General features: G+C 43.8%; 14 protein-coding genes, 2 tRNA genes and 1 pseudogene. 12 read left to right on the forward strand and 5 right to left on the reverse strand.

From position 1 onward, the window contains the following. On the forward strand, positions 1-2,088 hold a 2,088-nt coding region (locus ACRBG0_RS18315), incomplete at its 5' end, for a phosphoenolpyruvate carboxylase (RefSeq protein WP_431488315.1). Positions 2,089-2,174: 86 nt separating this feature from the next. Here ACRBG0_RS18315 and ACRBG0_RS18320 read toward each other — a convergent pair. Beyond that, positions 2,175-2,256: transfer RNA gene (locus ACRBG0_RS18320), tRNA-Leu, on the reverse strand. Between the two features lie 312 nt (positions 2,257-2,568). On the opposite strand from ACRBG0_RS18320, the gene ACRBG0_RS18325 reads away from it, so the two are divergent. The 4 genes from ACRBG0_RS18325 to ACRBG0_RS18340 are packed head-to-tail and all read left to right on the forward strand — an operon-like array spanning position 2,569 to position 9,098. After that, complete coding sequence (locus tag ACRBG0_RS18325) at positions 2,569-3,708, forward strand: endo-1,4-beta-xylanase (protein WP_431488316.1); 1,140 nt, start codon at positions 2,569-2,571, stop codon at positions 3,706-3,708. 13 nt (positions 3,709-3,721) lie between these two features. After that, positions 3,722-5,164 (forward strand): MFS transporter, encoded by a 1,443-nt coding sequence (locus tag ACRBG0_RS18330; protein WP_431488317.1) that lies wholly within the window; start codon positions 3,722-3,724, stop codon positions 5,162-5,164. 21 nt (positions 5,165-5,185) lie between these two features. Then, a complete protein-coding gene (locus ACRBG0_RS18335; RefSeq protein ID WP_431488318.1) occupies positions 5,186-6,211 on the forward strand; it encodes a glycoside hydrolase family 43 protein in 1,026 nt (341 codons plus the stop codon). A 13-nt stretch (positions 6,212-6,224) separates the two neighbouring features. Then, positions 6,225-9,098: a glycosyl hydrolase 115 family protein gene (locus ACRBG0_RS18340; RefSeq protein WP_431488319.1), complete on the forward strand. Its 2,874-nt coding sequence runs from the start codon at positions 6,225-6,227 to the stop codon at positions 9,096-9,098. Positions 9,099-9,147: 49 nt separating this feature from the next. On the opposite strand, the gene ACRBG0_RS18345 is transcribed toward ACRBG0_RS18340, so the two are convergent. Together ACRBG0_RS18345 and ACRBG0_RS18350 are read right to left on the reverse strand one after the other, a co-directional pair. Then, on the reverse strand, positions 9,148-10,944 hold the full coding sequence (locus tag ACRBG0_RS18345; protein ID WP_431488320.1) for an endo-1,4-beta-xylanase: 1,797 nt from the start codon (positions 10,942-10,944) through the stop codon (positions 9,148-9,150). Between the two features lie 234 nt (positions 10,945-11,178). After that, entirely contained in the window at positions 11,179-12,246 is a 1,068-nt protein-coding gene (locus ACRBG0_RS18350) for a LacI family DNA-binding transcriptional regulator (RefSeq protein ID WP_431488321.1), read from the reverse strand. A 330-nt stretch (positions 12,247-12,576) separates the two neighbouring features. Between ACRBG0_RS18350 and ACRBG0_RS18355 the strand changes: the two genes are divergently transcribed. Genes ACRBG0_RS18355 through uxuA form a run of 3 tightly spaced genes read left to right on the forward strand, consistent with a single transcriptional unit; the run spans position 12,577 to position 16,758 of the window. Next, a complete protein-coding gene (locus ACRBG0_RS18355; RefSeq protein ID WP_431488322.1) occupies positions 12,577-14,751 on the forward strand; it encodes an alpha-glucuronidase family glycosyl hydrolase in 2,175 nt (724 codons plus the stop codon). Between the two features lie 47 nt (positions 14,752-14,798). Further along, positions 14,799-15,545 (forward strand): SDR family NAD(P)-dependent oxidoreductase, encoded by a 747-nt coding sequence (locus ACRBG0_RS18360; protein ID WP_431488323.1) that lies wholly within the window; start codon positions 14,799-14,801, stop codon positions 15,543-15,545. 22 nt (positions 15,546-15,567) lie between these two features. After that, positions 15,568-16,758: a mannonate dehydratase gene (uxuA, locus tag ACRBG0_RS18365; protein WP_431488324.1), complete on the forward strand. Its 1,191-nt coding sequence runs from the start codon at positions 15,568-15,570 to the stop codon at positions 16,756-16,758. Position 16,759: 1 nt separating this feature from the next. On the opposite strand, the gene ACRBG0_RS18370 is transcribed toward uxuA, so the two are convergent. Then, positions 16,760-18,718, reverse strand: coding sequence for a sialate O-acetylesterase (locus ACRBG0_RS18370; RefSeq protein WP_431488325.1), 1,959 nt, complete (start codon positions 18,716-18,718; stop codon positions 16,760-16,762). A gap of 416 nt (positions 18,719-19,134) precedes the next feature. Here ACRBG0_RS18370 and ACRBG0_RS18375 point away from each other — a divergent pair, with 416 nt between their 5' ends. From ACRBG0_RS18375 to ACRBG0_RS18390, 4 genes and pseudogenes are all read left to right on the forward strand, one after another. Next, positions 19,135-22,158 carry a SusC/RagA family TonB-linked outer membrane protein gene (locus ACRBG0_RS18375; RefSeq protein ID WP_431488326.1) on the forward strand — a complete coding sequence of 1,008 codons (3,024 nt, stop codon included), beginning with the start codon at positions 19,135-19,137 and terminating at the stop codon, positions 22,156-22,158. A 13-nt stretch (positions 22,159-22,171) separates the two neighbouring features. Continuing rightward, positions 22,172-23,219 (forward strand): RagB/SusD family nutrient uptake outer membrane protein (locus tag ACRBG0_RS18380; protein WP_431488327.1); only part of this gene is annotated, 1,048 nt, incomplete at its 3' end. 2 nt (positions 23,220-23,221) lie between these two features. Beyond that, a pseudogene (locus tag ACRBG0_RS18385) lies at positions 23,222-23,788 on the forward strand (RagB/SusD family nutrient uptake outer membrane protein); the annotation flags it as partial. A 33-nt stretch (positions 23,789-23,821) separates the two neighbouring features. Beyond that, positions 23,822-25,858 carry a carbohydrate binding domain-containing protein gene (locus tag ACRBG0_RS18390; protein WP_431488328.1) on the forward strand — a complete coding sequence of 679 codons (2,037 nt, stop codon included), beginning with the start codon at positions 23,822-23,824 and terminating at the stop codon, positions 25,856-25,858. Between the two features lie 288 nt (positions 25,859-26,146). Here ACRBG0_RS18390 and ACRBG0_RS18395 read toward each other — a convergent pair. Next, positions 26,147-26,228 (reverse strand) — tRNA-Leu (locus tag ACRBG0_RS18395). Positions 26,229-26,230: the final 2 nt, after the last annotated feature.

Here is a 26,230-nt window from a genome sequence, read left to right on the forward strand (position 1 = left end):
CCGCAGGCCCTCCGAGAAAGTGACCGCCGGCTACGCGGAAGTTGGAAGGCGATGGGATTTGCAGCTGTTCGACTCAGCGAGCCCGAACAATTTCCGATCCTGGAATTTGGTAGTTGGGTAGGAGGAGACCGAGATGGTCACCCTTATGTAACGGCTGAATTCACGGAAAGTACCTTGAGGAAACATAGGGAGGTAGCGCTTCATTTATTGCATCAAGAGTTGCTCAAGCTGGCTGCCAATTTGAGTATGTCTGATGTACATCAAGCAACACCCCCAGCCTTAAAGGAAGCTATTCAACGGATCGCTACAGTACTTGGTGATAGAGGAGCCAAAGCATTGGCAAGAAATCCGCAGAGCCCTTACCGGCAATATGTAAATTTGATGGTCGCGCGACTAAATAACACCCAAGCTAATATCACTACAGACCTGGAATGTTATTACCCCAACGCGACAGCACTTCAGGCGGATCTGAAGTTGCTGCGTCAGTCGATTCAGGAGATTGGTGCGCAACGCATTGCTCAGGATCTGCTCTTCGATGTGGAACGGCAAGTCCGATGTTTTGGTTTTCACCTTGTGAAACTGGACATCCGCCAAAATAGTGCCTATCACGAAAAGGCGATTAGCCAGATACTTCAAGCTGCTGGCTTCAAAGATTTTGATTTCGCAAACTGGGATATGGACAAACGCTTCCAGTTTATTAATAAAGAACTGCAAAGTAAGCGGCCATTTCTGGTATTAGGGGATAGTTGCGGCCCGGAAGCAGATAAAGTATTGGCTTATTATCATGTGTTACGCCGGCATGTGCTGCGTTATGGTACTGACGGGATCGGTTCTATTATTGTCAGTATGACCAGAGATGTAACCGACTTGCTAGTCGTTTATCTTTTCCTTAGAGAAGTGGGCTTGCTCAATCACCCCATCCCTGTGGTGCCACTTTTGGAGACCATTGATGACCTGCAAGCCGGAGATCGTATACTGGGGGATTTTCTAAGCCATCCGGTGACCATCAATCGTCGGCATAATAACTTCCAGGAGGTGATGCTGGGCTACAGCGATAGTAACAAGGACGGTGGTATCTTAGCAAGCCGTTGGAATATATTCAAAGCCGAAGAACAATTGAGTAAGGCTGCGGCCCGACATAATACAGCCTTGTGTTTTTTCCATGGAAGGGGAGGTACTATCAGCCGCGGCGGAGGCAAGTATCACCGTTTTTTGGACAGTATGCCCGCCGGATCAGTGAGCGGGGCGATCAAGATTACGGTACAGGGAGAGACGATTGCTCAGCAGTTTGCCAATTTGAAAAATGCGACTTACAACCTGGAGATGCTGCTGGCTGGTACTGCCCGCCAAGTGATGCAACTTCAAGATCCGCCTGCGCTTGCCAGCCCACTCTTGGAGGCAATGGAACAACTTACTCAACTGGCTCAGCAAACGTATCCCTCGCTTATTGATCACCCTGGTTTCATTCCTTTTTATACCCAAGCGACCCCGATTGATGTATTGGAACAAAGTAAGATCGGTTCCCGCCCGGCTCGCAGAACCGGCACCCACAGTCTTGCTGATCTACGTGCTATCCCCTGGGTGTTTAGTTGGAACCAAGCCCGATTTAATTTGACAGGTTGGTACGGGGTCGGCACGGCGCTGAGGCAGTTGGAAAAACAAGCACCAGAATGCTGGGAAACCCTTCACGATGCCTCCACTGATTGGCCTTTACTGTATTATACCCTGATTGAAGTAGAGACCAGCTTGCTCAATTCAGATCCGGTGATCATGGAAGCGTTTGCCGAGCTGGTAGATGAAAAAGATATTCGAAATGAATTGATGGCCCTGCTACTCCAAGATCGTGAGTCAGGACTCCGTCAGATCACGGAATTATTCGGCCAGCCGGCTACTGATCGGCGAATGAGTCAATTGCAAAACACCAAACGAAGAGGCAGAGTGCTAGAAAATTTACACCAGTTGCAACTGCAATACCTCAAAGCATGGCGTGTAGCAAGGGAAACGACACCGGAAATAGCGGAGCCCTTGTTGAAGAAATTATTATTACTAACAAATGGAATAGCCGGGGGATTAAAAAGTACAGGTTGATACTTTTATCTTCTTGCTGATACTAAACAATAAAAAAGGGTTTATGAACTACTAAAAGTCCATAAACCCTTTTCTTTACAAGTGAGTGCCGGAGGCGGGACTTGAACCCGCACGCCCGAAGGCACACGCCTCTGAAACGTGCATGTCTACCAATTTCATCACTCCGGCCGAACCGCATCCTTCCGCGGTGCGCAAAGATCGTAAATACCCAATTGTTCTCCAAATTATTTATGAAAGAAATGAGCAATGATTAATAGGAGGCTAAACAACCGATTATTCATTATCGTAAGTAAGTCTATATGGTATTTTCTACAATATACGCAATCGATTGTGTGATTTTAATGAAATTATTCCTATACTTAGGTTTGTAAATAAAAAAGGGGAGCTTGTTGGGAGATTTGGCGAACTAATTTTCTAAAAAACTCTACTTAAAATACTTGTCACAGAATTCTTGATGACAGGTTTCAAAAAAGAGCACCGATGCAGAAGTTAATCTACTTATTTACCTATTGGTTTTTATTGACTACGTTTTTTGTGTCATGCGGAACCTCAAATACACAAGCTGTAGAAGAAGAGGACCTGAATAGCTTAAGGGAAGCATTTGCAGCAGATTTTACGATAGGGACTGCCATAAGCGCTCCGCAAATCATGGGAGAAGATGCCAAGGCTGCTGCATTGATTGCTACCGAATTTAATAGTCTTACGCCGGAAAACGTGATGAAATGGATGCATATTCACCCCAGGCCAGAGGAGTATGACTTTGAACTGCCTGATAAATTGCTTGAATTAGCTCAAGCACAAGACAAAGAACTCATTGCGCATACCTTGGTGTGGCATAGCCAGCTGGCCCCTTGGGTAAACGAGATCAGTGATAGTACCGAGTTGGCGGAACTCCTTGCCAAGCATATCAATACGATTGTTGGACGCTATAAGGGAAAGGTAGCAGGTTGGGATGTTGTCAATGAAGCACTCAATGAAGATGGCACGCTTAGAGAGACGATTTTCCTAAACCTTTTAGGGAAAGACTATTTACCAACGGCCTTCAAGTTAGCAGCTGCGGTAGATCCTGACACAGAGCTTTATTATAATGATTATAACCTGTGCCAACCTGAAAAAAGAGCCGGTTGTGTGCAATTGGTGAAAGATATTCAAGCAGCTGGAGCAAAGATTGACGGTGTGGGGATTCAGGCGCATTGGAATTTATCCGGGCCACCCCTTGAAGAAATTGAAGCGAGTATTTTAGCCTATCACGCACTGGGCGTAAAGGTCATGTTTACAGAATTGGACATTGGAGTGCTACCCAACCCTTGGGATTTGGATGGTGCAAATGTGAACCAGGATTTTGAAAATAGTGAGTTCATGAACCCCTATCCTCAAATACTACCAGACGCTGTGCAGACCCAGTTGGCAGACCGGTACGAAGGCGTTTTCAAACTGTTTCTTAAACACAGTGATAAAATAAGTCGGGTAACCTTTTGGGGGGTGCATGATGGTCATTCGTGGCTTAATAATTGGCCCATTAATGGACGCACAAATTATCCGCTGCTTTTTGATGAAAATTATCAAAAAAAGGAGGCTTACCATCGGGTAATGGCACTCAAGGAGAGTATTGAACACTAAAACAAACGAAAAAATGAGTACTGTTTCCCATAAACTCTCGGTAGGCGAGAAGATTGGCTATTCGCTTGGCGACCTGGCTGCGAATTTGGTCTTCCAGACCTTAATGACTTATTTGGCCTATTTTTATACGGATATCTACGGGCTAAGCCCTGAAGACTCTTCGTATATTATGCTGGTCGTTGGCTTGGTAGCTGCTTTTGGTTTTAACCCTATTATAGGGGTACTAGCAGATCGGACGAACACCCGCTGGGGAAAGTTTCGCCCCTGGATACTTTGGACGGCCATTCCTTTGGGCTTAGCTGCGCTTTTTGCATTTAGTACTCCTGATTTCAGTTACAAAGGCAAAGTCATTTATTCCATTGTAACCTACGCACTATTGCTGTTGCTTTATGCCGCTAACAACCTGCCATACTCCGCATTAAGTGGTGTCATAACAGGTAGCATGTCGGAGCGTAATAGTATGTCGGCCTACCGTTTTGTAGCCGTAATGGCAGCGCAGTTTTTTGTACAAGTATTTATGTATGACCTTATCCTCAAGGTAGGTGACGGAGACAAAGCTGCTGGTATTGAAAAGTTGATGACGATATTAGCGATTATTGGTATTGTTATGTTGCTGATTACCTTTTTTACGACCAAGGAGCGAGTAATACCAACGCCAGAGCAAAACTCGACACTAAAGCAAGACATCGCGGACCTTAAGAAGAACCGTCCTTGGATTATTATGCTCGTGCTTACCACTCTTGTCTTTATCACCTTGGCATTGAAAGGCGGCTCTTATGTCTATTACTTCGAAAATTACGTGAGCAAGGATAGTCTGCTCGTTTTTCTGAAACCCCTGGAAGGTGTATTGAATGTGCTGGGCTTGGGCTTTGAGAATGCTACGTCGATGGGGCTTGGTGTTTTTAATGCCGGAGGAATCATTTTTATGATTGTAGGAATTGGGCTTTCTAAGCGGTTGGCCGATAAATATGGCAAGCGCGATGTTTTTGGGGTAGCACTCGTTATCTCTACCTTGTTTATTTTGGCGTTTTATTTCTTCCCTCCAGAATCGGTGGGCTTGATGTTTGGTTCACAAATCCTGCATGGTTTCTTTTATGGCATTACAATCCCTTTACTATGGGCGATGATTGCCGATGTAGCAGACTACTCCGAATGGAAGAATAATAGAAGAGCGACTGCCATCATTTTCTCTGCGATGATGGTTGGTCTTAAAGCGGGTTTGTCTATTGGCGGAGCACTAGTGGCTTGGATTCTGGGGGCTTATAATTATATCTCTACCAGTGGCGTAGCAGAGGCTGTTGTTCAGCCAGTGTCGGCGATTGAGGGAACCAGATTATTGGTCAGTATTTATCCTTCAGTCTTTTTTATTATTGGAGCATCACTGCTGTTTTTCTACAAAATAAATAAATCGATGGAAGTCCAAATCGAACAAGACTTACTTAGTCGACGCGGATAATCAAAAAAAAATATTGTTTCCATGCCAGAAGAGAATATAGACCATATCAACTTTGATGTGCTCAACAAAAAAGCTATTTCACAGCCGCTTGTCAGCCATATTTATACGGCCGACCCTTCGGCGCACGTTTTCGACGGTCGTATTTATATTTACCCTTCACACGATATAGAGGCAGGTATTCCCTTTAATGATCTTGGTGATCATTTTGCGATGGAGGATTACCATGTACTCTCTATGGACAGCCCCGATGGGAAGGCAACAGATCATGGCCCCGCTTTACACGTTAAAGATGTTCCCTGGGCAGAACGCCAAATGTGGGCACCAGATGCAGCAGAGAAAGATGGTAAATATTACCTCTTCTTTCCTGCCAAACGCCCGGATGGCATTTTTCAAATTGGTGTTGCGGTAGGTGATCGCCCGGAAGGGCCTTTTGAGGCAGAAGCTAGTGCAATAGAGGGCAGTTATTCAATTGACCCCGCTGTCTTTAAAGATGATGATGGCATCTACTACATGTACTTTGGTGGAATATGGGGTGGGCAACTTCAAAAATACCGTAATCATCAATACGATGCTGCAAACGAAGAACCATTGGCAACAGCGCCAGCACTGGGCCCCATTGTTGCTCGACTAACAGATGATTTGCTCCAGTTTGCGGAAAAACCACGCGAGATACTTATCCTCGATGAAAATGGAGACCCGTTGCTCGCTGGCGATAACGATCGGCGCTTTTTTGAAGCTTCCTGGGTGCATAAGTACCAAGGCAAGTACTACTTTTCGTATTCCACTGGCGATACCCATTTTTTGTGTTATGCCATCGGGGATGATCCTTATGGGCCATTCACTTATGGTGGACGAATTCTTAGCCCGGTAGTAGGCTGGACGTCACATCATTCCATCTGCGCTTTTGGTGGCAAATGGTACTTATTCTACCATGATTCCAGCCTGTCAGAGGGAGTAACTCACCTGAGGTCGGTAAAAGTAACAGAGATGACTCACCTCGAAGATGGTTCTATTGAACTTATAGATCCTTACCCTGATATGCCCTAAAACCTGACAACCAATGTATATGCTATTGCTTTTTTTAGTACTTCCATCCTTCTTATTTGCAGAAGCTGATGGTAGCCACCTTTCAGGTGTAGCAAACACTACATTTGAATTGGTGGAAGGTAATGAAGTCGCATCCATTTATTATGATGCTTCAGATGCAAAGTTAGTAGGGAGAGCGGCTCATCTTTTTGCCCAAGACATAGCATTGGTAACGGATCAGAAAGCTGCCATTCATACAGCGTTGAAAGCCTTGAAAGGTAATGTTGTTATTATTGGGACGATTGGCCAAAGTCAGCTTATTGACCAATTGGCTTCAACGCATACGGAACTTCTACAAATTGAGGGAGATTGGGAACGATATGTTATTACAACCATTGAAAATCCGCTACCCGGAGTTGATAAAGCGCTTGTAATTGCAGGAAGTGATCGGCGCGGCACTGCCTACGGGGTATTTAGCTTGTCGAAAGAAATTGGGGTTTCTCCCTGGTATTGGTGGGCAGACACACCGGTGCAGAAAAGCAAGGAAATCTTGCTAGAAAAAGAGCTGCTCGTTTCCAAGTCTCCATCCGTTAAATACCGTGGGGTTTTTCTCAATGACGAGGCACCTGCACTAAGGAATTGGGCAATAGAAACATTTGGAGGTTTTAACCACCAGTTCTATGAACGAATATTCGAACTGATCTTAAGAAATAGAGGTAATTATTTGTGGCCAGCAATGTGGACCCCTAGTGCATTTGCCGATGATGATCCGGAAAACCTAAGACTGGCTGATGAATATGGGATTGTTATTTCAACCTCTCATCACGAACCAATGATGCGTGCCCATGATGAGTGGAGTCGTTTTGAAGGAGGTGCTTGGAATTATGAAACAAATAAAGAAAAACTCCGGGCCTTTTGGAGAGGAGGCATTGAACGAATGGGACGCTACGAAGGTGTAGTCACACTTGGTATGCGAGGAGATGGGGATGAAGCAATGACCGAAGAGACGGTAGTCTCTCTACTGGAAGAAATTATTGGTGACCAACGGGAAATCATCGCAGATGTCACAGGGAAACCTACCGAAAAAACACCTCAGGTCTGGGCTTTGTACAAAGAGGTACAGGATTATTACGATAAAGGAATGCGGGTAGAGGACGATATTATGCTGCTTTTCTGTGATGACAACTGGGGAAATGTTAGAATTCTCCCTAAGAAAGAAGACCAATCGTATAAAGGAGGCTTCGGCATGTATTACCACTTTGATTTTGTCGGCGGGCCCGTATCTTATCGCTGGCTTAATGTCACCCAGATTGAAAGAGTCTGGGAGCAAATGAACCTGACTTATAGCTGGGGCGTAAAGGATTTGTGGCTGGTAAATGTGGGCGATTTAAAACCGATGGAACTGCCGATTAGCTTTTTTTTGGATTATGCATGGGATGTAGATGCAATCAAAGCGGATGACTTGCCAGCTTATTACCAGCAGTGGGCTCAGCAGCAATTTGGTGCAGAGCATGCGGAAGAGATTGCAGAAATATTGTCATTGTATACCAAGTTCAATGCCCGTCGTACCCCCGAAATGTTGACGCCAGAAACGTACAGCCTGGCTCATTATCGAGAGGCAGATGAAATCGTAACAGCATACCAGCAATTGGTAGATAAAAGCCGAGAAATTTACAAACAGCTGCCAGAAAGCCACCGTTCTGCTTTTTATCAATTGGTCCTTTCTCCTGTTGAAATGTGTAGCAACCTCAATGAGATGTACGTGGCTGCGGGCAAGAATATGCAGTACGCTAAAGAGGGGAGAGCTTCTACCAATTATTATGCCGATCAGGTGAAGGAATTGTTTTTTAAGGATGCAGCGCTTACCCGTTATTACCATGAAGAATTAGAAAATGGGAAATGGAACCACATGATGTCGCAAACGCATATTGGATATACCAATTGGAACAATCCCCCTGTAAACAAAATGCCTGCTGTGTCCTACATACAGCCCAATTCTTCTGCCGAACTTGGTTTTCTTTTAGAACAAGGAACTAACCCAAATTGGAGCGGTTTCAAAAGAGAGAGCAGTAGTCGCCACCGCTCTACGCTGGCTCCTTTTGATCCCATCAATGATCAAGATTATTATATCGAAATTTTTAACAAAGGAACTAAACCGCTTACTTATACGGTGACCGCAAAAGAAGACTGGATTAATCTATCCTCAAAAGGAGCTACTATTCAGTTTGACGAAAAGGTCTTTGTAAGCATCGATTGGAAACTAGCACCTAAGGGGCAATCAATGGGAGAGCTTATCCTTTCCGGAGAAGGCCGATCGCACGTAGTTGAAGTACCTATTCGTAACGACTTGTCTAGTCCTGCTGGCTTTGTGGAAAACAATGGCATTGTAGTTATGGAGGCCGCTGATTTTACCCATAAAAATGATACCGAAGACTTGAGTTGGACCATTGTTCCAAACTTAGGCCGAACCAGTTCATCTATTACCGTTTTGCCAGCAAATGCAGAGCGGCAACACCCTAAATTTGGGGCACCTTCTTTATCGTATGAGTTTACCGTTTTTAATGAGGGAGGCATCGGCGTGAAAACCTACCTTTCCCCTTCCCTGAATTATCAAAAGAACGAAGGCTTGCTCTACGCTATGGCAATTGATGAGGAAGCACCTCAAATTATCAACATGCATGAAGGAGAAACCCAACCTGATTGGGAATATCCGGAATGGTGGAATAATTCAGTGACCGACCACATTAAGGTTAAATCCTCTTCGCATACACCGATCAAAGCAGGTACACATACCTTGAAAATATGGATGATCGACCCTGGGGTCGTTTTCCAGAAATTTGTCATCGACATGGGAGGATTAATGCCCAGTTACCTTGGCCCTCCTCCAAGTCTTAATTTGGGGAACTAACATAAGTCATCCCGAATTTTGGCTAATGCCAAAATCCAGCCTGACTCAGTTAGTTTACAACCAGCTTCTTGACGTAAGTATGCTTGCCATCAAACAATGCAAGGAAGTAGTAACCACTGCTCAGTTCACTGCTGATAGATAAGCTTGTACCTGTGATTGATCCACTGCTTAAAGAGCGACCGTTAATATCAAACAGCGTAAATGATTCGGCTTGTTCTAAACCGCTGATATTCAATGTTCCTCCAGTTTGAATAGGGTTTGGCGAAATTGTAATATGGTTAGAAGTAGCAATGTTGTCAACACCTAAAACTGTACTCATGACATAATTGCGAAGCCATATAAGTGCAGGTCTTTCCGATCCATCCGTGTCGATAAGGTAAGCCTTTTCGTCATTGCGCCAGAGCCCCGGGCGCCAGCCCCACAGCGTAATACCGTGTACGTTTAAGTGTTCCCAAAAAGCAGGAAAAATCTCCATGTAGTCGTCTAGCTGAATTTGGTCGGTTTCTCCATCAATGTCTAATTCTGTAATGTAAACAGGAAGCCCGGTTGTTGTTCCCAGTGTTTCAATGTTATTCGTCATGGTTGTGATAGAACCACCGGTAGTGAAGGCATGGGCTTGAACTCCGATCTGGTCAATCAGGTTTTCCGCTTGCAATAATTGGATAATTTCAAGGTAGTCTTGCGTATTGCTAATGCTATTGATAATGTTGTAGTCATTTAACATCAATTGGGAATTGGGGAAATACTGACGAGCAAGCCGGAAGGACTCCATTACCCACTCCCATCCTGTGCTGCCATAGCCACCGAGTGCCTGGATATAATTGCCACTACCTGCTGTGGGTGGATCATGTAATGGCTCATTGACGACCTCTATAACCTCCAGGTTTGGATAGCGATCAGCAACGGCCTGAAACCATTCTTCTATCTCTTCACGTTGTTCAGCACTTTGTAGTGTTTCCATCCAGTTGGGTTGTTGATTACCCCAGATGAGAACATGCAGTTTGAATAGGTAGCCATTATCTTGCGCAAGCGCATAAGCCGCATCAAGTTGGGTCCAGTTCATTTGGTCGCGCGTAGCTTCTACTGAACCCCATTTTCCCGCATTTTCAGGCGTGACTTGATTCCAGTATTGGGTGAAATCTACTACTTGAGAGGTACTGTAAATATTACCTAAAAACTTGGACTTACCCTGTGCTATAGGCTGTAAGAGAGGTATTTCAGGAGATCCTTCTGTGGCTTCATTTAGATTAGCGACCGTAAAGAAATAATCAGCTCGTGCAAAAGCAATTTTGTCAATTTCAAAACCATCTTCACGGGCACCAATTTGAAATACCTGTGTTAACTCACCTTCATTAACGGTGAATACAACAGGCGGCTCATCTCCCGTAAATTCAGATAAATTGATCCATTTCCAAAGCCCGGTGCCTACTTGACCATCCCCATCAACATAGTCAGCCAGTTGGTTGTAGCCTATATTGTAAATATTATTGACACTAACCCAGCTGTCACCAACAAATGGCTGTTCACCAAAACTGGTGCCATAAAAAAAGCTGTCATCGTTAGCTCCACCACTTCCTACACGGCAGCGTACGTAAAGGTCGTAATCTTGTGCAGCAGGGAAGTTTACTTCAAAGGACAAAACCCTGTTTTCATTTTCGGGGTTGTCAGCTGTCCCGTTTGTATTAATAGACACAAAAGTGCGCATCCCTTCTTGGAGTGTGGAAAAATCTGAACCAATAACAGCATCTTCTGCTTCCAATACAATTGGGGTATTTTGGCAAAAAACGAGGGAAGAGGTGCCTATTAAGGATAGGAGGAGTACTGAAAAATACTGGATTGTTTTCATAAGTAGATCAGCGGTTAAATTAAGTGATAAGCACTTTGTTGATTTTACAAGCCAGGGTGTGCTACACAAAAAATGACTTCAGTTAAGCTGGACCGACTTGCAGCGCAATATACGCAATCGATTGTTTTTGATCTGCCTGTCATCCCGTTAATTTGCGGTCTGTAAGCCAATTTTTTTGCAAAAGATAGAAGGAGGAGTATGCGTTCGTATCGAATAAAGCTTCTGAACAAGCTTTTATTTTTTTTCTGCTTGTATAATGGAGGCCGCTTCAACTTTTCTGTTAGAAGAGGCTCTTACAACCAAATGGGTATCTAGAATAATCCTATTGGGTTTAATTTGGTTATCGGTATCATTAAGTAAAGCTAGTGCTTGCTGTACTGCTTGCTCTCCCATTTCTACAGCGGGATGGTCAATAGATGACAGGGCCGGGTCAATTATTTCACAAACGGGGTCATTGTTAAAACCTATGATGGCCAAATCTTCTGGGATTCGGACACCATGTTTTTTGGCATACTGGATAGCACTCACGGCTGCAGTATCATTGGCGCAAAAAATGCCATCAGGAGGGGAGGCTATTCCCATTATGTCTGCGGTTAGCCGGTAACCTTCTTCCTCACTGAGCGATTCTGCTTCGAGGATGATTTGTTCATCTATCTCTAGGCCATGATTCTTTAAAGCAGCCATATAACCCAACCGTCGATCCTCATAAATTAACTGGTGACGTGCCCCTCCAAAATGAGCAATTCGTTTACACCCCTGCTCAATGAGATGTTCGGTAGCAGCATATCCAGCTTTAAAATTATTGATTTGCAATTTGTGAACCCCCTTTAACATAGGGATACGGTCTACAAAAACGATGGGAATATCATTGTCTGAAAAAAGGTCAAAATGCTTGTAGTCAGTTGTTTGCATGGCTACAGAGACAATCAGCGCAGATATCCGACTGTCATACAGTGCTTTCAAGTTTTCAATCTCGCTTTCCGTACTGTCACATGACTGGGAGATAATAACATGGTAGCCTGCTTGCCTGGCTTCAGCTTCAATTCCTGCAATTAAAGAAGAAATAAAAGGGCGGTTAATCCAGGAAACCATGATGCCAATGGTATTCGAGCGGTTGGTGCGCAATGAAGAAGCCAATGTATTGGGGCGGTAACCAAGTTGTTTTGCAAGCTTCTGAACAGCTTCTTTGGTCTTTTTACCAATGCTACTATGATTGTTTAACGCTCGGGAAACCGTAGATGGCGACACATTGAGCTCTTGAGCCAAATCATAGATGGTCAAGTCTTTTTTCTTATCTTCCATTGTAAATCTTGATGGCCGTTTTCTCATTTTGTTGATCAGAAAACGCTTGTATACTGGCGTTAATGGTGAAGATAGCAAAAAACCTCTTGCGACGGCTTTGTCTGATTGTTTTGGTTATCCTCTTTTGCGGTGTAAGTAGGGAAAGATAGGTAAAAAATAAAAAACAAGTGCAATCGATTGCGTTTAATTAAATATTTACTAGCTTCGCAAGATGCGTTAGGCTAAATGACCATCGTTGTTTTCCAAAATAGCCTGACGATTTTATTGTTGCACTGTTTAACCAATAGCTTTGGTAAACTTCTAATTTGGGTGTCAAAATCTATAAATCGTATGAGCCGGAAGCTGATTCTTGCCTTTATTACTGTGGCTTGCTTATTGCAAACTTCCCTTATCGCCAAAGATGGTTATCGTTTATGGCTACAATTTGATTTGATACAAAATGAATCTTTGCGGATGGCTTATTCGGAACAAATTCAAGGATTAATTATTGACGGCGATGACCAGGTTCTAATTACTGCCGGCAATGAATTGGCGCAAGGGCTGGGGACTATGTTTGGCGGCCCTGTGCAAGTCTTGGGCAAAGCAGGAATACAGAGCAACCTGATTTTGGGTATAGTCGGACAATCGGACTTGGTAGACGAAATGATTACGCCATCGGAAATCGAGCAATTGAATTCAGAGGGTTATCTCCTTAGGTGGGGAGTAAGCAATGGTAAAGCCTGTATGTTGTTAGCTGCAAAAAGTGGGAGAGGAGTTTTATACGGGGCTTTTCACTTGCTTGGGAAGATCCAAAAACAAGAAGATTTAGAAGGGCTTAATACAATAAGTAACCCGGCGCTACAACACCGAGTCTTGAATCATTGGGATAACCTTGATCGTACGGTTGAAAGAGGATATGCTGGGTTCTCTATTTGGGATTGGCACCAACTACCTGAATACCTGGATGTTCGTTATACTGATTATGCACGAGCGAATGCCTCCATTGGAATCAATGGTACAGTGGTTACGAATGTAAATGCGAATGCCTTGATTTTTCGGCGTGACTATCTGGAGAAAGCTGCTGCGTTGGCAGGTGTTTTAAGAGCGTATGGTATTCAACTATACCTTACTGCTCGCTTTAGTGCCCCAATAGAGATGGGAGGCCTGCCAACGGCTGATCCGCTTGACCCGGCGGTTCAAAAATGGTGGAACGATAAGGCTTCAGAAATATACCAGTTTATTCCTGATTTTGGGGGCTTTCTGGTTAAAGCCAATTCAGAAGGGCAGCCTGGTCCTCAGGAATACGGTCGTAACCATGCTGATGGTGCAAACATGTTGGCAGATGCCCTGGCCCCTCATGGGGGAATTGTGATGTGGAGGGCTTTTGTGTATAGCAATGAAGAACCTGAAGATCGCGCTAAGCAGGCTTATACCGAATTTGTTCCGTTAGATGGAAAGTTTCGAAAAAACGTACTTGTTCAGGTGAAAAACGGGCCTATCGATTTTCAACCTCGTGAACCCATCCATCCGCTATTTGGGGCTATGCCAGAGACACCCATCATGATGGAGTTTCAAATAACGAAAGAATATTTAGGGCAAGGAACCCACTTGGTTGGCTTAGCTTCCATGTACGAAGAAGTTCTACAAACGGATACTTATGCAAAAGGAAAAGGCTCTACGGTGGCTTCTGTTATTGATGGTTCGCTCCATGATAGTGAAATCACCGGTATGGCAGGAGTTGCAAATATAGGAACTGCACGAAACTGGACAGGAAACCTATTTGGACAGGCAGATTGGTTTGCATTTGGCCGCTTTGCATGGAATCCTAATACGAGTGCAGCGTCTATTTTTAAGGAATGGGCAGCGCTTACATTTCCTGCAACGCCTTCTGAGACGAAAGAATCAATAACGGAAATCCTAAGAGGGTCTTACGAGACCTGCGTGCGTTACATGACGCCACTGGGTCTTCATCACATTATGGCTGGGAATCACCATTATGGCCCTGGCCCCTGGGTAAGTGATATGCCCCGGGCAGATTGGACATCTGTTTACTATCACAAAGCAGATGAGTTTGGATTAGGTTTTAACCGGACAAGTACTGGAAGTGATGCGCTTTCTCAGTATCCCGTGACTTTTCAAGAACAATATGCAAAGCTTGATCATTGCCCTTCCTCCCATCTATTGTGGTTTCATCATGTTGGCTGGGAGGAAAAACTGGCTACCGGAAGAACCCTCTGGGAAGAACTATGTCATACTTATTATCAAGGTGCTGCAGAGGTAACAACAATGAAGGAAGCATGGATGGGATTGAAAGATGCTATTGATGCAGAACGCTTTTCACAAGTAGTGATGCACCTTGAAATTCAAGAAAAGGAAGCCCATTGGTGGCGAAATGCTTGCTTGCTGTATTTTCAATCATTTTCAAAAAAAGAAATACCGGCAGCATTGGATCAACCAGAACACGACTTGCAATATTATAAATCAATTGTATACCCCTACGCTCCGGGGATAAGACCACGTTGGTAAATAAGCAAGTCAAATAATAATTGGAATAACTTAATCCTTAATCATAAATGTCAAAACCAAAAGTCGCACTCGTAACAGGTGGTTCTTCCGGCATAGGACTTGCTATAGCTCGTCGTTTTGTCAGCGAAGGTATAACTACTGTTATTACAGGTAGGAATGAAGAGAAATTACGAGCTGCTGCCTCGGATTTAGGTACACTTTGTCATGCACTAGTCTTCGATATGGATTGGCTAGATCAAGTTCCTGACTTTGTACAAAAAGTTATTAATGAGCATGGTCAAATTGATGTGCTGGTTAACAATGCAGGAATCAACCAAAAAAAACCATTTTTGGAGGTAACCAGCGCGGATTTTGATAGGATTGTCAAAACGAATCAAACAGCACTGTTTGTTATGTCACGTGAGGTAAGCCGTGTAATGCTTGAGCAGGAAGACAAAGGAAATATCATTCACATTAGCTCAATGAGTGCTCATTATGGGATTCCTCAGGTTATTGCTTATACGGCTTCTAAATCGGCAGTGGAAGGAATGACCCGCGCTATGGCCGTAGACTTATCACCCTTGGGGGTTCGCGTCAATTGTGTTGCACCGGGCTTCATCAAAACACCTATGTCTTCCAAGGCTATGGATAGTGACCCTGCTCGAAAAGAAAAGGTCTTGTCCAGAACACCAATTGGGCATTTTGGATCGACTTCGGATGTGGCGAATGCCGTGTATTTTTTAGCGTCTGATCAAGCCAGCTTTATTACGGGCGAAGTGATAAAAGTCGATGGAGGTAATTCTATTGGTTTTTAACGCTGATACAAGAAAAAGAAAAATGGCAAAAACCTTTCAGCTTGAACAATCTATGCGATGGTTCGGTCCCAATGATGTAGTATCCTTACGAGATATCGCTCAATCAGGTTGTACTGGTGTAGTGAGTGCTTTGCATGATATTCCGGTTGGGGAAGTATGGCATCAAACAGCGATCGCCCGGCATTTGAAATTAATTAATAATGCTGGTTTACAGTGGACCGTAGTTGAAAGCTTACCCGTGCATGAGGAAATAAAAACCCGATCAGGAGCTGTTGAGATGTACATTGAACATTATGAAACCAGCTTGCGTAACCTGGCTGCGTTAGGGGTAAAGGTAGTGACCTACAACTTCATGCCTGTACTTGATTGGGTTCGTACCGATCTTGCTTACCGTTTGCCCAATCAATCGGAAGCATTGCGATTTAATCGCTTAGATTTTGTGTCTTTTGACCTGTATATGTTGCAGCGGCCTGGTGCAGAAAAAGATTACAGTCTCGCTGAAATAGCGCGCGCAGCAGCTCATTTTAAAGGCATGAATGAGGAACAGCGTCAGCTAGTTTTCAAGAACGCTATGCTTGGTCTTCCTGGCAGTGAAATCCCTTTTACGCCTGAGCAAATCCTATCCCTTCTGGATACTTATAAAGGGATCAGCAGAGAACAGTTAAAGGACAACCTGTTTCATTTTTTGAATGAAATAACACCTGTAGCAGAGGAGCTTGGTATTCAACTGGCGATACATCCAGATGATCCACCCTATTCGGTTTTGGGGCTGCCCAGGATTATGAGTACCAATGAAGATGTCAAAGACTTAATGGCAGCTGTGCCCAGCAAAGCAAATGGGCTTTGTTTTTGTACAGGGTCTTTTGGTGCCCGTAAAGACAATGATTTACTCGCGATGCTCCAGTCTTGGGGGGCAAGGGTTTATTTTTTACATCTTCGAAATACTAAGCATGATGGGGAAGGCAATTTTTTTGAAGCCAATCATTTAGAAGGGGATGCAGATATGTTTAGCTTAATGACGGAAATTGTACAATTGATGCAATCGGAAGGCCGAAGCATCCCTATGCGTCCGGATCATGGCCACAAAATGCTAGACGACCTTCCTAAGACCACTTATCCTGGTTACTCCGCCATCGGCAGGATGAAAGGATTAGCCGAGTTACGAGGGCTGGAGTATGCTATTCAGGTGAGTATTGAACGAGCTGCCAGATAAGCTATTCTGTAGAAAATGTAGATGCCGGCAACCCTTCTTTGTTGTAAAGATTGGCTTGCAGTGGGTTGTCTGACCAGCCATAGCGCACGCTCTTGGGGTGTTCTACCGCATTACTCCAAACGACGACACTTGAGCCTTCAATGCGGGCTTCCGCCCAAACGTACTGACCATCTTCGCCAGCTATTGCAAAATGCTTCAATGGGCCTCCTTTTTCAGCTATTAAGCCAGTTCCCGCTGACTCGAAGAATAGCCGGATTCTATGGCCCTCTAATTCATAACTTTCATACAAAGGCCCTGAGGCTACAATCTGCTCCTTGTAGACCAATTGGCGTGCAGCAAGTGCTAAACGATAGCCAACATCCTTTTTGTTAAGCGGGTGGATATCGTTCCATTCACCCAGGTCACTTGTTACTGCTAATGCGGTATTGGGGACGTTTAGTAGTCGACGTTGTGCATCCCTAAGTTTAGCCCATGGGCTCTCTATGGGGTGCTCGCTTTCTCGTTGAAAATTAGCCAATTGTACAATGATAAAAGGAAAATCACCTTGATTCCAACCCTTTCTCCAATCCCCGATTAGCGTAGTCATTAGTGCTTGGTACTGCTCTGCATTGTTCACATTAGATTCTCCTTGATACCATATAGCACCTTTGATACGATATGGTATTAATGGAGCAATCATGGCATTAAACAACCCTGTTGGCTTCCAACGAATAAAGGTCTGTGAAGCTAGTGGAGAGAGTGCTGTGCCTTGGCGATAATGCCAAAGACCGTACAAGTCAATCGTCTGTTCCCCACAGGTAATTTGATAGGATTTGTCGGTGACAAATGCCGCATTACCATTATTCGTAACAAGGCGAACAACGATGCTGTTTTTACCAGTATGGAGTACACCCGCAGGTACGCTGTATATACGTGGAGGATATTGATAAGTGGTGTGGCCAACATAGGTTCCATTAACAAAAACAGAATCAGCATCTACAATCCGGCCTAATACAAGATTGGCCTCCTTTTCTGTCCAGGTGGCGGGCACTTCAAATGTTCGACGCACCCAGATTATCCCGGCTTGTCCTGAAATAGGAGTGGAGGACCAGTCGCCAGGCAATTGAATAGGATCCCAGCCGTCTATGGATTTCATGGGCATTGACCAATTGGCACCGGGGCTATTGTTACCTAAATCAGTGGTATTAGCCGCCGTGTACCACGCTGAGCTTCTTTCCTGGTCAGCAAGCTGAATACTATCGATAATCTTATCGTTCCGAAACCGGAGTGCCTCGGCATAAGGTTCACGAAATACCTTGAGTGCTTCGGGGCTGATCCATGCTTCCGCTGGAGAACCACCAAGACTAGCATTAATTAAGCCAATAGGTATTTCTTGCGTAATCTCCAATTCCGTAGCAAAAAAATATGCTACTGCAGAGATGCGCTGAATGCTTTGCGGGTTAATCGTTATCCACTCTCCGCTTGATAAGTGAGTATTCGCCTGCTTGAAATTATAAGTTTTGGGTACTTCAAAGTAGCGGATGTTGGGATGATTAGCTTTAGCAATAATATCCTCATATAAAGGACTCACTCGTTGCATAGACAGCTCCATATTGGATTGTCCGGAACAGAGCCAGACATCCCCAATCAAAATGTTTTCTATAACCAATTTCTCTTCTGTACTACTTACCGTAAGCTGGTAGGGGCCACCGGCTTCCAAATTGGTAAGTGGAACAGACCATCGTCCTGTCGCATCAGTAGTGGTTTCATAGCGCTGGCTTAGAAAATTTATAGCGATGACTTCTCCTTTATCTGCCCACCCCCATATATTCAGCTCGCTATGCCGTTGCAACACCATGCCATTGCTGATAAGCTTAGGGAGTTGAATTTTTGCACTTAGCTGTTGGGCGCAAAACAGGATGAATAGCAAAGAAGCTAAACGGAAACCAATACCTAGAGTGTGTTTGTCAATAATCTTCATCTGGAGGTTTTGAATAATGCAAAAAATGGAAAACCAATTTACGAATAATGCAATCGATTGAACGAGTTTACAGTGATCCTTTTAAAGTAATAAAAGTATCATGAAAGATTGTTTCCTGGGTCAGCGTTTGCACCGTTGTGATTGAATGTAATCGGTTGCGTTTTGTACAATTGTTGTTCACTGAGGGTGGTTTTTGGACTAATTAAAGCCAGTTAAAGGCAATTTCGGGAAAAAAGTTAACGAAATCTCTATTTTTTTATCAAATAACGCAATCGGTTGCGTTATTGTTTTTATCTTCCCGATGAAATATAATTTCGCTCAACAATTTTACCACCTAATAATTGTCTAAAATGAAGAATAGGTATTACAAATTATTACGGTTACCAGTCCGACCAATCTTAAGGACGGGCTTAATAATGCTAGCTTTGGTTACGTGCCAGCTATTATCAGCGCAGGAGATTTCTGTAGGAGGTACGGTAACAGGAGACGGAGAGCCATTGATTGGAGTGACAGTGCTCGTTAAAGGCTCTTCTACAGGCACTGCAACAGACTTTGATGGGACTTACAGTTTGAAAGTACCTTCCGATGCTGTTTTGATCTTTAGTTACACGGGCTACGACCCACAAGAAATAGCGGTTGCGGGCCGATCACTGATAGATGTGACCCTGGATGGCAGCGTATTATTAGATGAAGTCGTAGTCGTGGGTTACGGTACCATGGAAAGATCGAATGTTACAGGGTCAATTGTAACAATTAATGTAGAGGAGTTGGAGAAAATTCCGGTACCCAATGCTGTGGAAGGTCTCCGTGGCCAGGTTTCTGGGTTACGTGTAACGCGAAACAGTGGCCAGCCTGGTTCCGGTATTACCTTTAAAATACGAGGAACTAACTCACTGGGTGCAGCAGCAGGTGATATTGATGAAACCAACACTCCTATTATTGTAATCGATGGTGTACCTATTATTGGTGGCAACTTAGCGGAGTTGAATCCTGATGATATTGCTAGTATCAATATTCTTAAAGATGCAGCTGCGGCATCTATCTATGGTGCCTCTGGTGCAAATGGTGCGGTTTTGATTACCACTAAAAAGGGTGTTGCTGGCGAAACGAGGTTCAACCTCAATGTTTCTACTGGTTTTGTGGAAGTAGCCAATAGAATTAACATGATGAATGCGGATGAATTTATTCAATATCGCAAAGATTCTGAATTTCAAAATGGCAACACCAATCCTAGTATCAATGCTCTTGTTGATCCTAACGAAGTAGCGAACTACATTGCAGGTGATGAAGTAGATTGGCAGGATCAACTCCTCAGAACAGGTATGCAAACGCGCATAGGCCTGTCTGTTTCTGGCGGTACGGAGAAATTAAGATACTACCTCAATGGTGATGTTTATTCTGAAGACGGTATTGTGAAAAATTCAGATTATAGCAGGTATTCTATCCGCTTCAACGGTGATTTTGCGGCTACCGACTGGTTAGATATTGGTGCAAGAGTTCAGTTGTCAAAAAGTTTTGCCGACGAAACGGCTAATGCAATTAATGAGTTTGAAAGTGGCCAAGATAATGACGGAAAGAACTTTGCTGCATTTATTCCAATTAGTAATAATACACCACTCGGCGATGTATACAATGCCGATGGCAGCCTTACGAAGTTTATCAAAGACGATCAATTCCAAATCAACCCATTGCACAGATATAATGAGTCTATTTTGGATCGTTTCGTAACAAGGTCCTATATCAACCCATATCTTAATGTGAAAATTATTGATGGGTTAAAATACACCTTGAATACTTACGCTGAAGACAGGGAAGAATTTTTTGGTAGATTTTGGTCTTCCAATTATAATGATGGAAACCCAAGCGAGGCACAGATCATTGAAGGCAAAGGAATCACTTACCTCGTAGATAATATACTGAGCTATACGAAGGACTTTGGCATTCATAGCTTTAACGCTACTGCTGTTTATGGTTTTCAGGAATATGACTTTAGAGAGTCAAATACCCAAGCTGAAAAGATTCCTACGGATTTATTAGGCTACCAGGCTATTGGATATGCTGTTGATCAAAATATTCGCTACGACTGGTCAAGAGATGACTGGGGCAAGGTTTATGCCGTAGGTCGTTTGGGGTATAACTATGATGACCGCTATAGCGTAACCTTAACCATGCGTCGTGATGGTTCTTCTCGTTTCGGGCCGAATAACCGTTTTGGTACTTTCCCCTCCGCTTCTGTAGCATGGAATCTCCATAATGAGGGTTTTGTTAAGCATAGCAGTAAAATTGATTTCCTAAAGTTACGGTTGAGCTATGGAGTAATGGGGAATGACCGATTTCCTACCTATTACTACCGTGCTGGTACCAACAATATTCAAATTGCAGTAGGAACTGATCCTGAGACCGGAGAACAGATTTTATTTAATGGATTTGGGCTAGCTAGCAACGCTTCCAACCCTAATTTGAAGTGGGAAAACAGTAAGCAAATTAATGTCGGTATTGACTATGGCCTCTTTGGTAATGTAGTAAAAGGTAGCATTGATATCTACCAAACCAATACCACTGATTTGCTTCTTTTTGAAAGCATTATTGGAGTAGTTAATAATGGCTTCACTCAGTATCCATCAAATGTTGGAGAAACTGAAAGTAGAGGTATTGATATAGGCTTGAAAGTAATGGCCATGCAAAGAGGCGATTTCACTTGGAATATTAGCGCCAACTGGGCCAAGGACGTAAATAAAATTGTAAGACTAAGCTCTGCTGATGTGGACGCTGAAGGAAACCCGATTGACAATCCAGCTAACGGTTGGTTTGTTGGCCAGGATATTCGTGAAATCTACGACTATCAATTCGATGGTGTTTGGCAATTGGGGGAAGAAGCGGAAGCAGAAAAATTCGGCGCATTACCTGGTGACCCAAGAATTGCAGATATAGATGGTGATGGTGCTATCACAAGTGATGACCGTACGTTCCTGGGTAACCCTACACCAGATTGGTATGGTGGTATTAATAATGTTTTTAATTACAAGGGCTTTGAACTTTCAATCTTGTTTGAAGCCGTACAAGGAGTCACAAGAGTCAACAACTACATTGGTGGGTACTCTGGTAGAAACAACCAGATTGCGATTAATTACTGGACGCCAGACAATCCTAGTAATGAATTCCCTCGTGTGGGGCCTGGTAACGCTATGGCAGGAGGCTTATTTGCTAATGCAATTAAAGTACAGGATGCGTCATTCGTTTCATTGAGAAACGTATCGTTAGGCTATAGCTTGCCTGAAAGCCTTTTGGGACGTACGCCTTTTCATGCAATATCATTGTACGTTCGCGGCAATAACCTAAAGTACTGGACTGATTACAATCATGCCTTTTCTCCTGAATCTTCAATTGGATCTTATCCGATTACAAGAACGTGGATTATGGGAGCTAAAATCACCCTTTAAAAAGAATCTTAAAATGAAGAACTATAAATATTCATTTTTATTTGTAGCCATCCTACTCCTTTCAAGCGCTTGCGAAGGTGTTGTTGATCGGGAAGAACAGGATGTAATTCCAGCCAGCCAGGTATTGAACACACTGGGTGGGGTAGAAGCTGTACTTTTTCAGGTATATGAAAGAGCAAGACAGGTTCATGAAAACAATGAAATTTCGTTGTACAAAGCTTGTGGTACGGATTTGGTGGTGGATGGTACACACATGACCGACGTTTCTACGGGCGGCATGCAAGGTATGAACTCCTATATTTCAGGTTTTTCTGCCGCCAGCAATGAAGTTTCTCAACTGTGGGACGATTTTTTTGCGTCCATATCAAATTGTAATTCAGTTATTCAGGCTGCCGATGTTTTTCCAGTAGGAAGTGCAGCTGATGAAGCTGCATTATTGCGCTTTAAGGGAGAAGCTCATGCGCTAAGAGCTTATGCTTATTTGGAGCTGGTACGTCGCTTTGATAATATTCCACTGGCTATTCCATTGCCTGAAGGGTCTGAGCCAGTTAGGGAAGCACCATTAGTTGATAAGTCAGTGATTTATGACCTTATCATTTTTGATTGTCAAGAAGCCATTAGTTTGTTGCCTAAGCGTTCAGAATCATCAGGTGTAGGTGCACCATCTCAGGGTTTGGCTAACCTGCTATTGGCGGAGGCCAATATGGATTTGGGTAACTGGGCTGCTGCTGCCGATGCTTGTGATGCAATTATTGCAGACGGTTCGTATGGGCTACAACCCCTGGATGGCATTTTCGGCCTGGAAGGTGGAAAAGAAGGCGAGGAAAGTAATAAGGAAATCATCCTTTCTTGGGTATTTGACCCAGCCATTCAGAGCAGGCCTCAGCGTACTGTTCAAATGTTTATTCCATTATATGACCGTATTCCTGGTGTTGCTCGTACGCTTGAGCAAGGAGCAAGACCTTGGTCTCGTTTGTCGCCGTCTCCATATTACTGGAGTTTGTTTGATACCAATGGTGATGGTGATATCACTGACGAAGCTGATGGACGTATTGCTGCATNNTGGCATAAGATACAGTGGGAAATTGACGAGGAAGAAGAAGTTCTTGAGGGGTGGGATTTAGTAAATGGAGATGTTGTTCCTCATGAGTATGTGTTGGAATGGGCAGGGAGCCCAGATGTTCGTGAAGCCCGTTATTTGGAACCAACCACCTTTAAGTACCATGAAGATGCAACTTATGGTAGAACCGCAGCAGATGCAGAGGGCTTTAGCAATATCATTGTATATCGCTATTCTCAAGCATTCATCTTAGGTGCTGAAGCACATTGGAGAAATGGTAATGATGCGAGAGCATTGGAATTAATCAATACAATCAGAGATCGTGCATTTGGCGATGAAGCCCATCGTTTCACAGCCCTTGACCAAGAAACCATCCTTGCTGAGCAAGCTCGGGAATTAGGCCATGAAGGTCACCGTTGGGCTACTTTGAAAAGAATGGGGCTGTTAGTTGAACGTGCAAACATGTACAATAGCAGCGCTGCTGGAAACATTCAGCCACATCATGTGAGGTGGCCTATTCCGCAGACTTTTATTGACTTGGCTGGTGCGCAACAAAACACTGGTTATTAAATAACAACTACATAAACATAATTGCGAAGCATTATGAAAAATAAAATATTTTCCTTTTACATTCTTTTGGTTATGCCCCTTTTGGTACTCATGACCAGTTGTAAAAAAGAGATAGTTGGCCCCACTGTCACTATTTCTTCTACTAGCGCAACATCGGCTTACGGTGGTGATGAAGTGACCCTGCAAGGAGAAAATCTTCATACCGTTGAGAATGTGTTTGTAGGCCAAAAACATGCTACTGATATTGTTAGTCAAAGTGAATCCGCACTTACTTTTGTTGTCCCTACCACGGCAGTTCCTGGGCCATCAATCATTACTTTGGCAATGGTAGACGGCTACAGAGTTACCACAGATTTTGAGGTGCTGCTACGGCCGATTCCAATAATCGAAGCTATATCTCCTAGTGGTGCTGCTCCGGGAGAGCAAGTAACGATAAGAGGGGTAAACCTTGACAATCTGATTAGTACATCAATTGGTGGTGTTTCTGCTAATATTGTATCTGCAACAAATACGGAACTGGTGCTAACCGTACCTAATGGTGCGACACTTAACACTCCTGCTGAAATTGAATTAGCAACCCAGGAGGCAACGGCTGTTTCTACTTCTATCTTTTATGTAGGTAGTAACTATATTGCTAATTCTGATTTAGAAGCTGGTAGCGGCGATGACTATGAGGACTGGGAAAAGCTTAACGGCGGAGACCAAATGACGGAAATTACAGGTGATGCAGCTTACTTTGGTCGCTCTATTCGTATCGTTGGGGCAGCCAGTAATCCCTGGAATACGCAACTAGCTTGTAAGCCAACCCCCCTGAATTTCGGATCGGAATACACTGTTATTATGTGGGCACGTGCAGAGGCAGAGGGGGCTATAATGCGTATATCCGCTTCCCAGTATGATGGTAATGGTGCCGACTACTTCTATGGCGATGACACTGCTATTCCTACGGAATGGACGCAGTTATCGTGGACATTTGAAGTAACCAATGATCTTCCAACTCACAAAATAGTGTTGGATATGGGAACAACCGATGTACCATTTGTCCTTGATAATATAACCCTTATCGAAACCGGTGCAGCAGGCCCGCCCGTGCCCCAAAGCGTCTTGCCAGATGGTGGCTTTGAGAACGGTATCTACCCATCTGGAGCACCTGATGGGGTAGCTAGTTGGGAAGTACTTAATGGCACCTTTGCTATTACCACTGATGAGGTACACTGTGGCAACCAAGCGCTTCAAGTTACAGGAGCAGGTACGCCAGATCAGCATTGGAATACACAGTTAGCAACAGATCATATTGAGCTGACAGCGGGAGTTGAGTATGTCGCTTCTATTTGGGCAAAAACGACCGGGCCAGAAGTGCCAATTAGTATTTCCGTTTCTCAATATGATGGCAATGGCTCTGATTACTTCTATGGTGCAGTACAGAATATTAATAGTGAATGGGCAGCGTATTCCTGGACTTTCACCGCACAAGATCCTCCTAGTGGACTTCAGCGATTGGTTCTTGACCTTGGGCGTTCTGCGGAGGTGTTCTTCCTTGATGACATTAGCGTTAAGGAAAAATTACCGCCAGTAAATATCCTGCCAGATGGTGGTTTTGAAAATGGAATCTATCCAGCGAACACACCTGATGGTGTCGCTAGCTGGGAAGTGCTCAATGGTACATTTGAAATCACTACCGTTGCAGATGAAATAGCGGAAGGTAGCCAGGGGCTAAAAGTTACAGGAGCAGGTACGCCGGATCAGCCATGGAATACCCAAATGGCAGCTGATCATATTGACCTGATTACTGGAAATACCTATGCTGTTACAGTGATGGCAAAGTCTACCGGGCCAGAAGTGCCAATCAGTATTTCTGTTTCCCGCTGGAACAACAGCGATGGCTCTGACTACTTCTATGGCGATCCGCAAAACATTAACGGAGAATGGGCAGAATATACCTGGACATTTGTTGCGCAAGACCCACCTAGTGGCTTACAGCGCGTTGTGCTGGATTTAGGACGCTCTGCCGAGGTGTTCTTTATCGATGATATAATTGTCTATGAAGTTCCCGAGTTTGTATGTCCCTAGGAATTTTCTTTGAGAAAAATTATTTATAAGCTTCAATATGTGTGAGAGGCTGTCTATTTTAACGTAAGTCTAAAATAGACAGCCTTTTTTTGCCCCGGAAATAGCGTATGAGAATTTTGTCAAAAAAATCTACTTTTTAGGAGCTATATGAAATCGTTTGGTTGGAAAAGCGTAGGCTGGACTTTGCCGCAGGAGAGCTACGATCCTGAAATTTTAAGGCGTAGACAAACCATATTGCTTGAGTCATTTATAAAAAAAAGCCCAATAGACTGATCTATTGAGCTTTAGTACCGACGGTGGGAATCGAACCCACACTTCCGAAGAAACTGGATTTTGAATCCAGCGCGTCTACCAATTCCGCCACATCGGCTA

Source organism: Lewinella sp., assembly GCF_050633125.1.
Classification (GTDB): domain Bacteria; phylum Bacteroidota; class Bacteroidia; order Chitinophagales; family Saprospiraceae; genus Lewinella.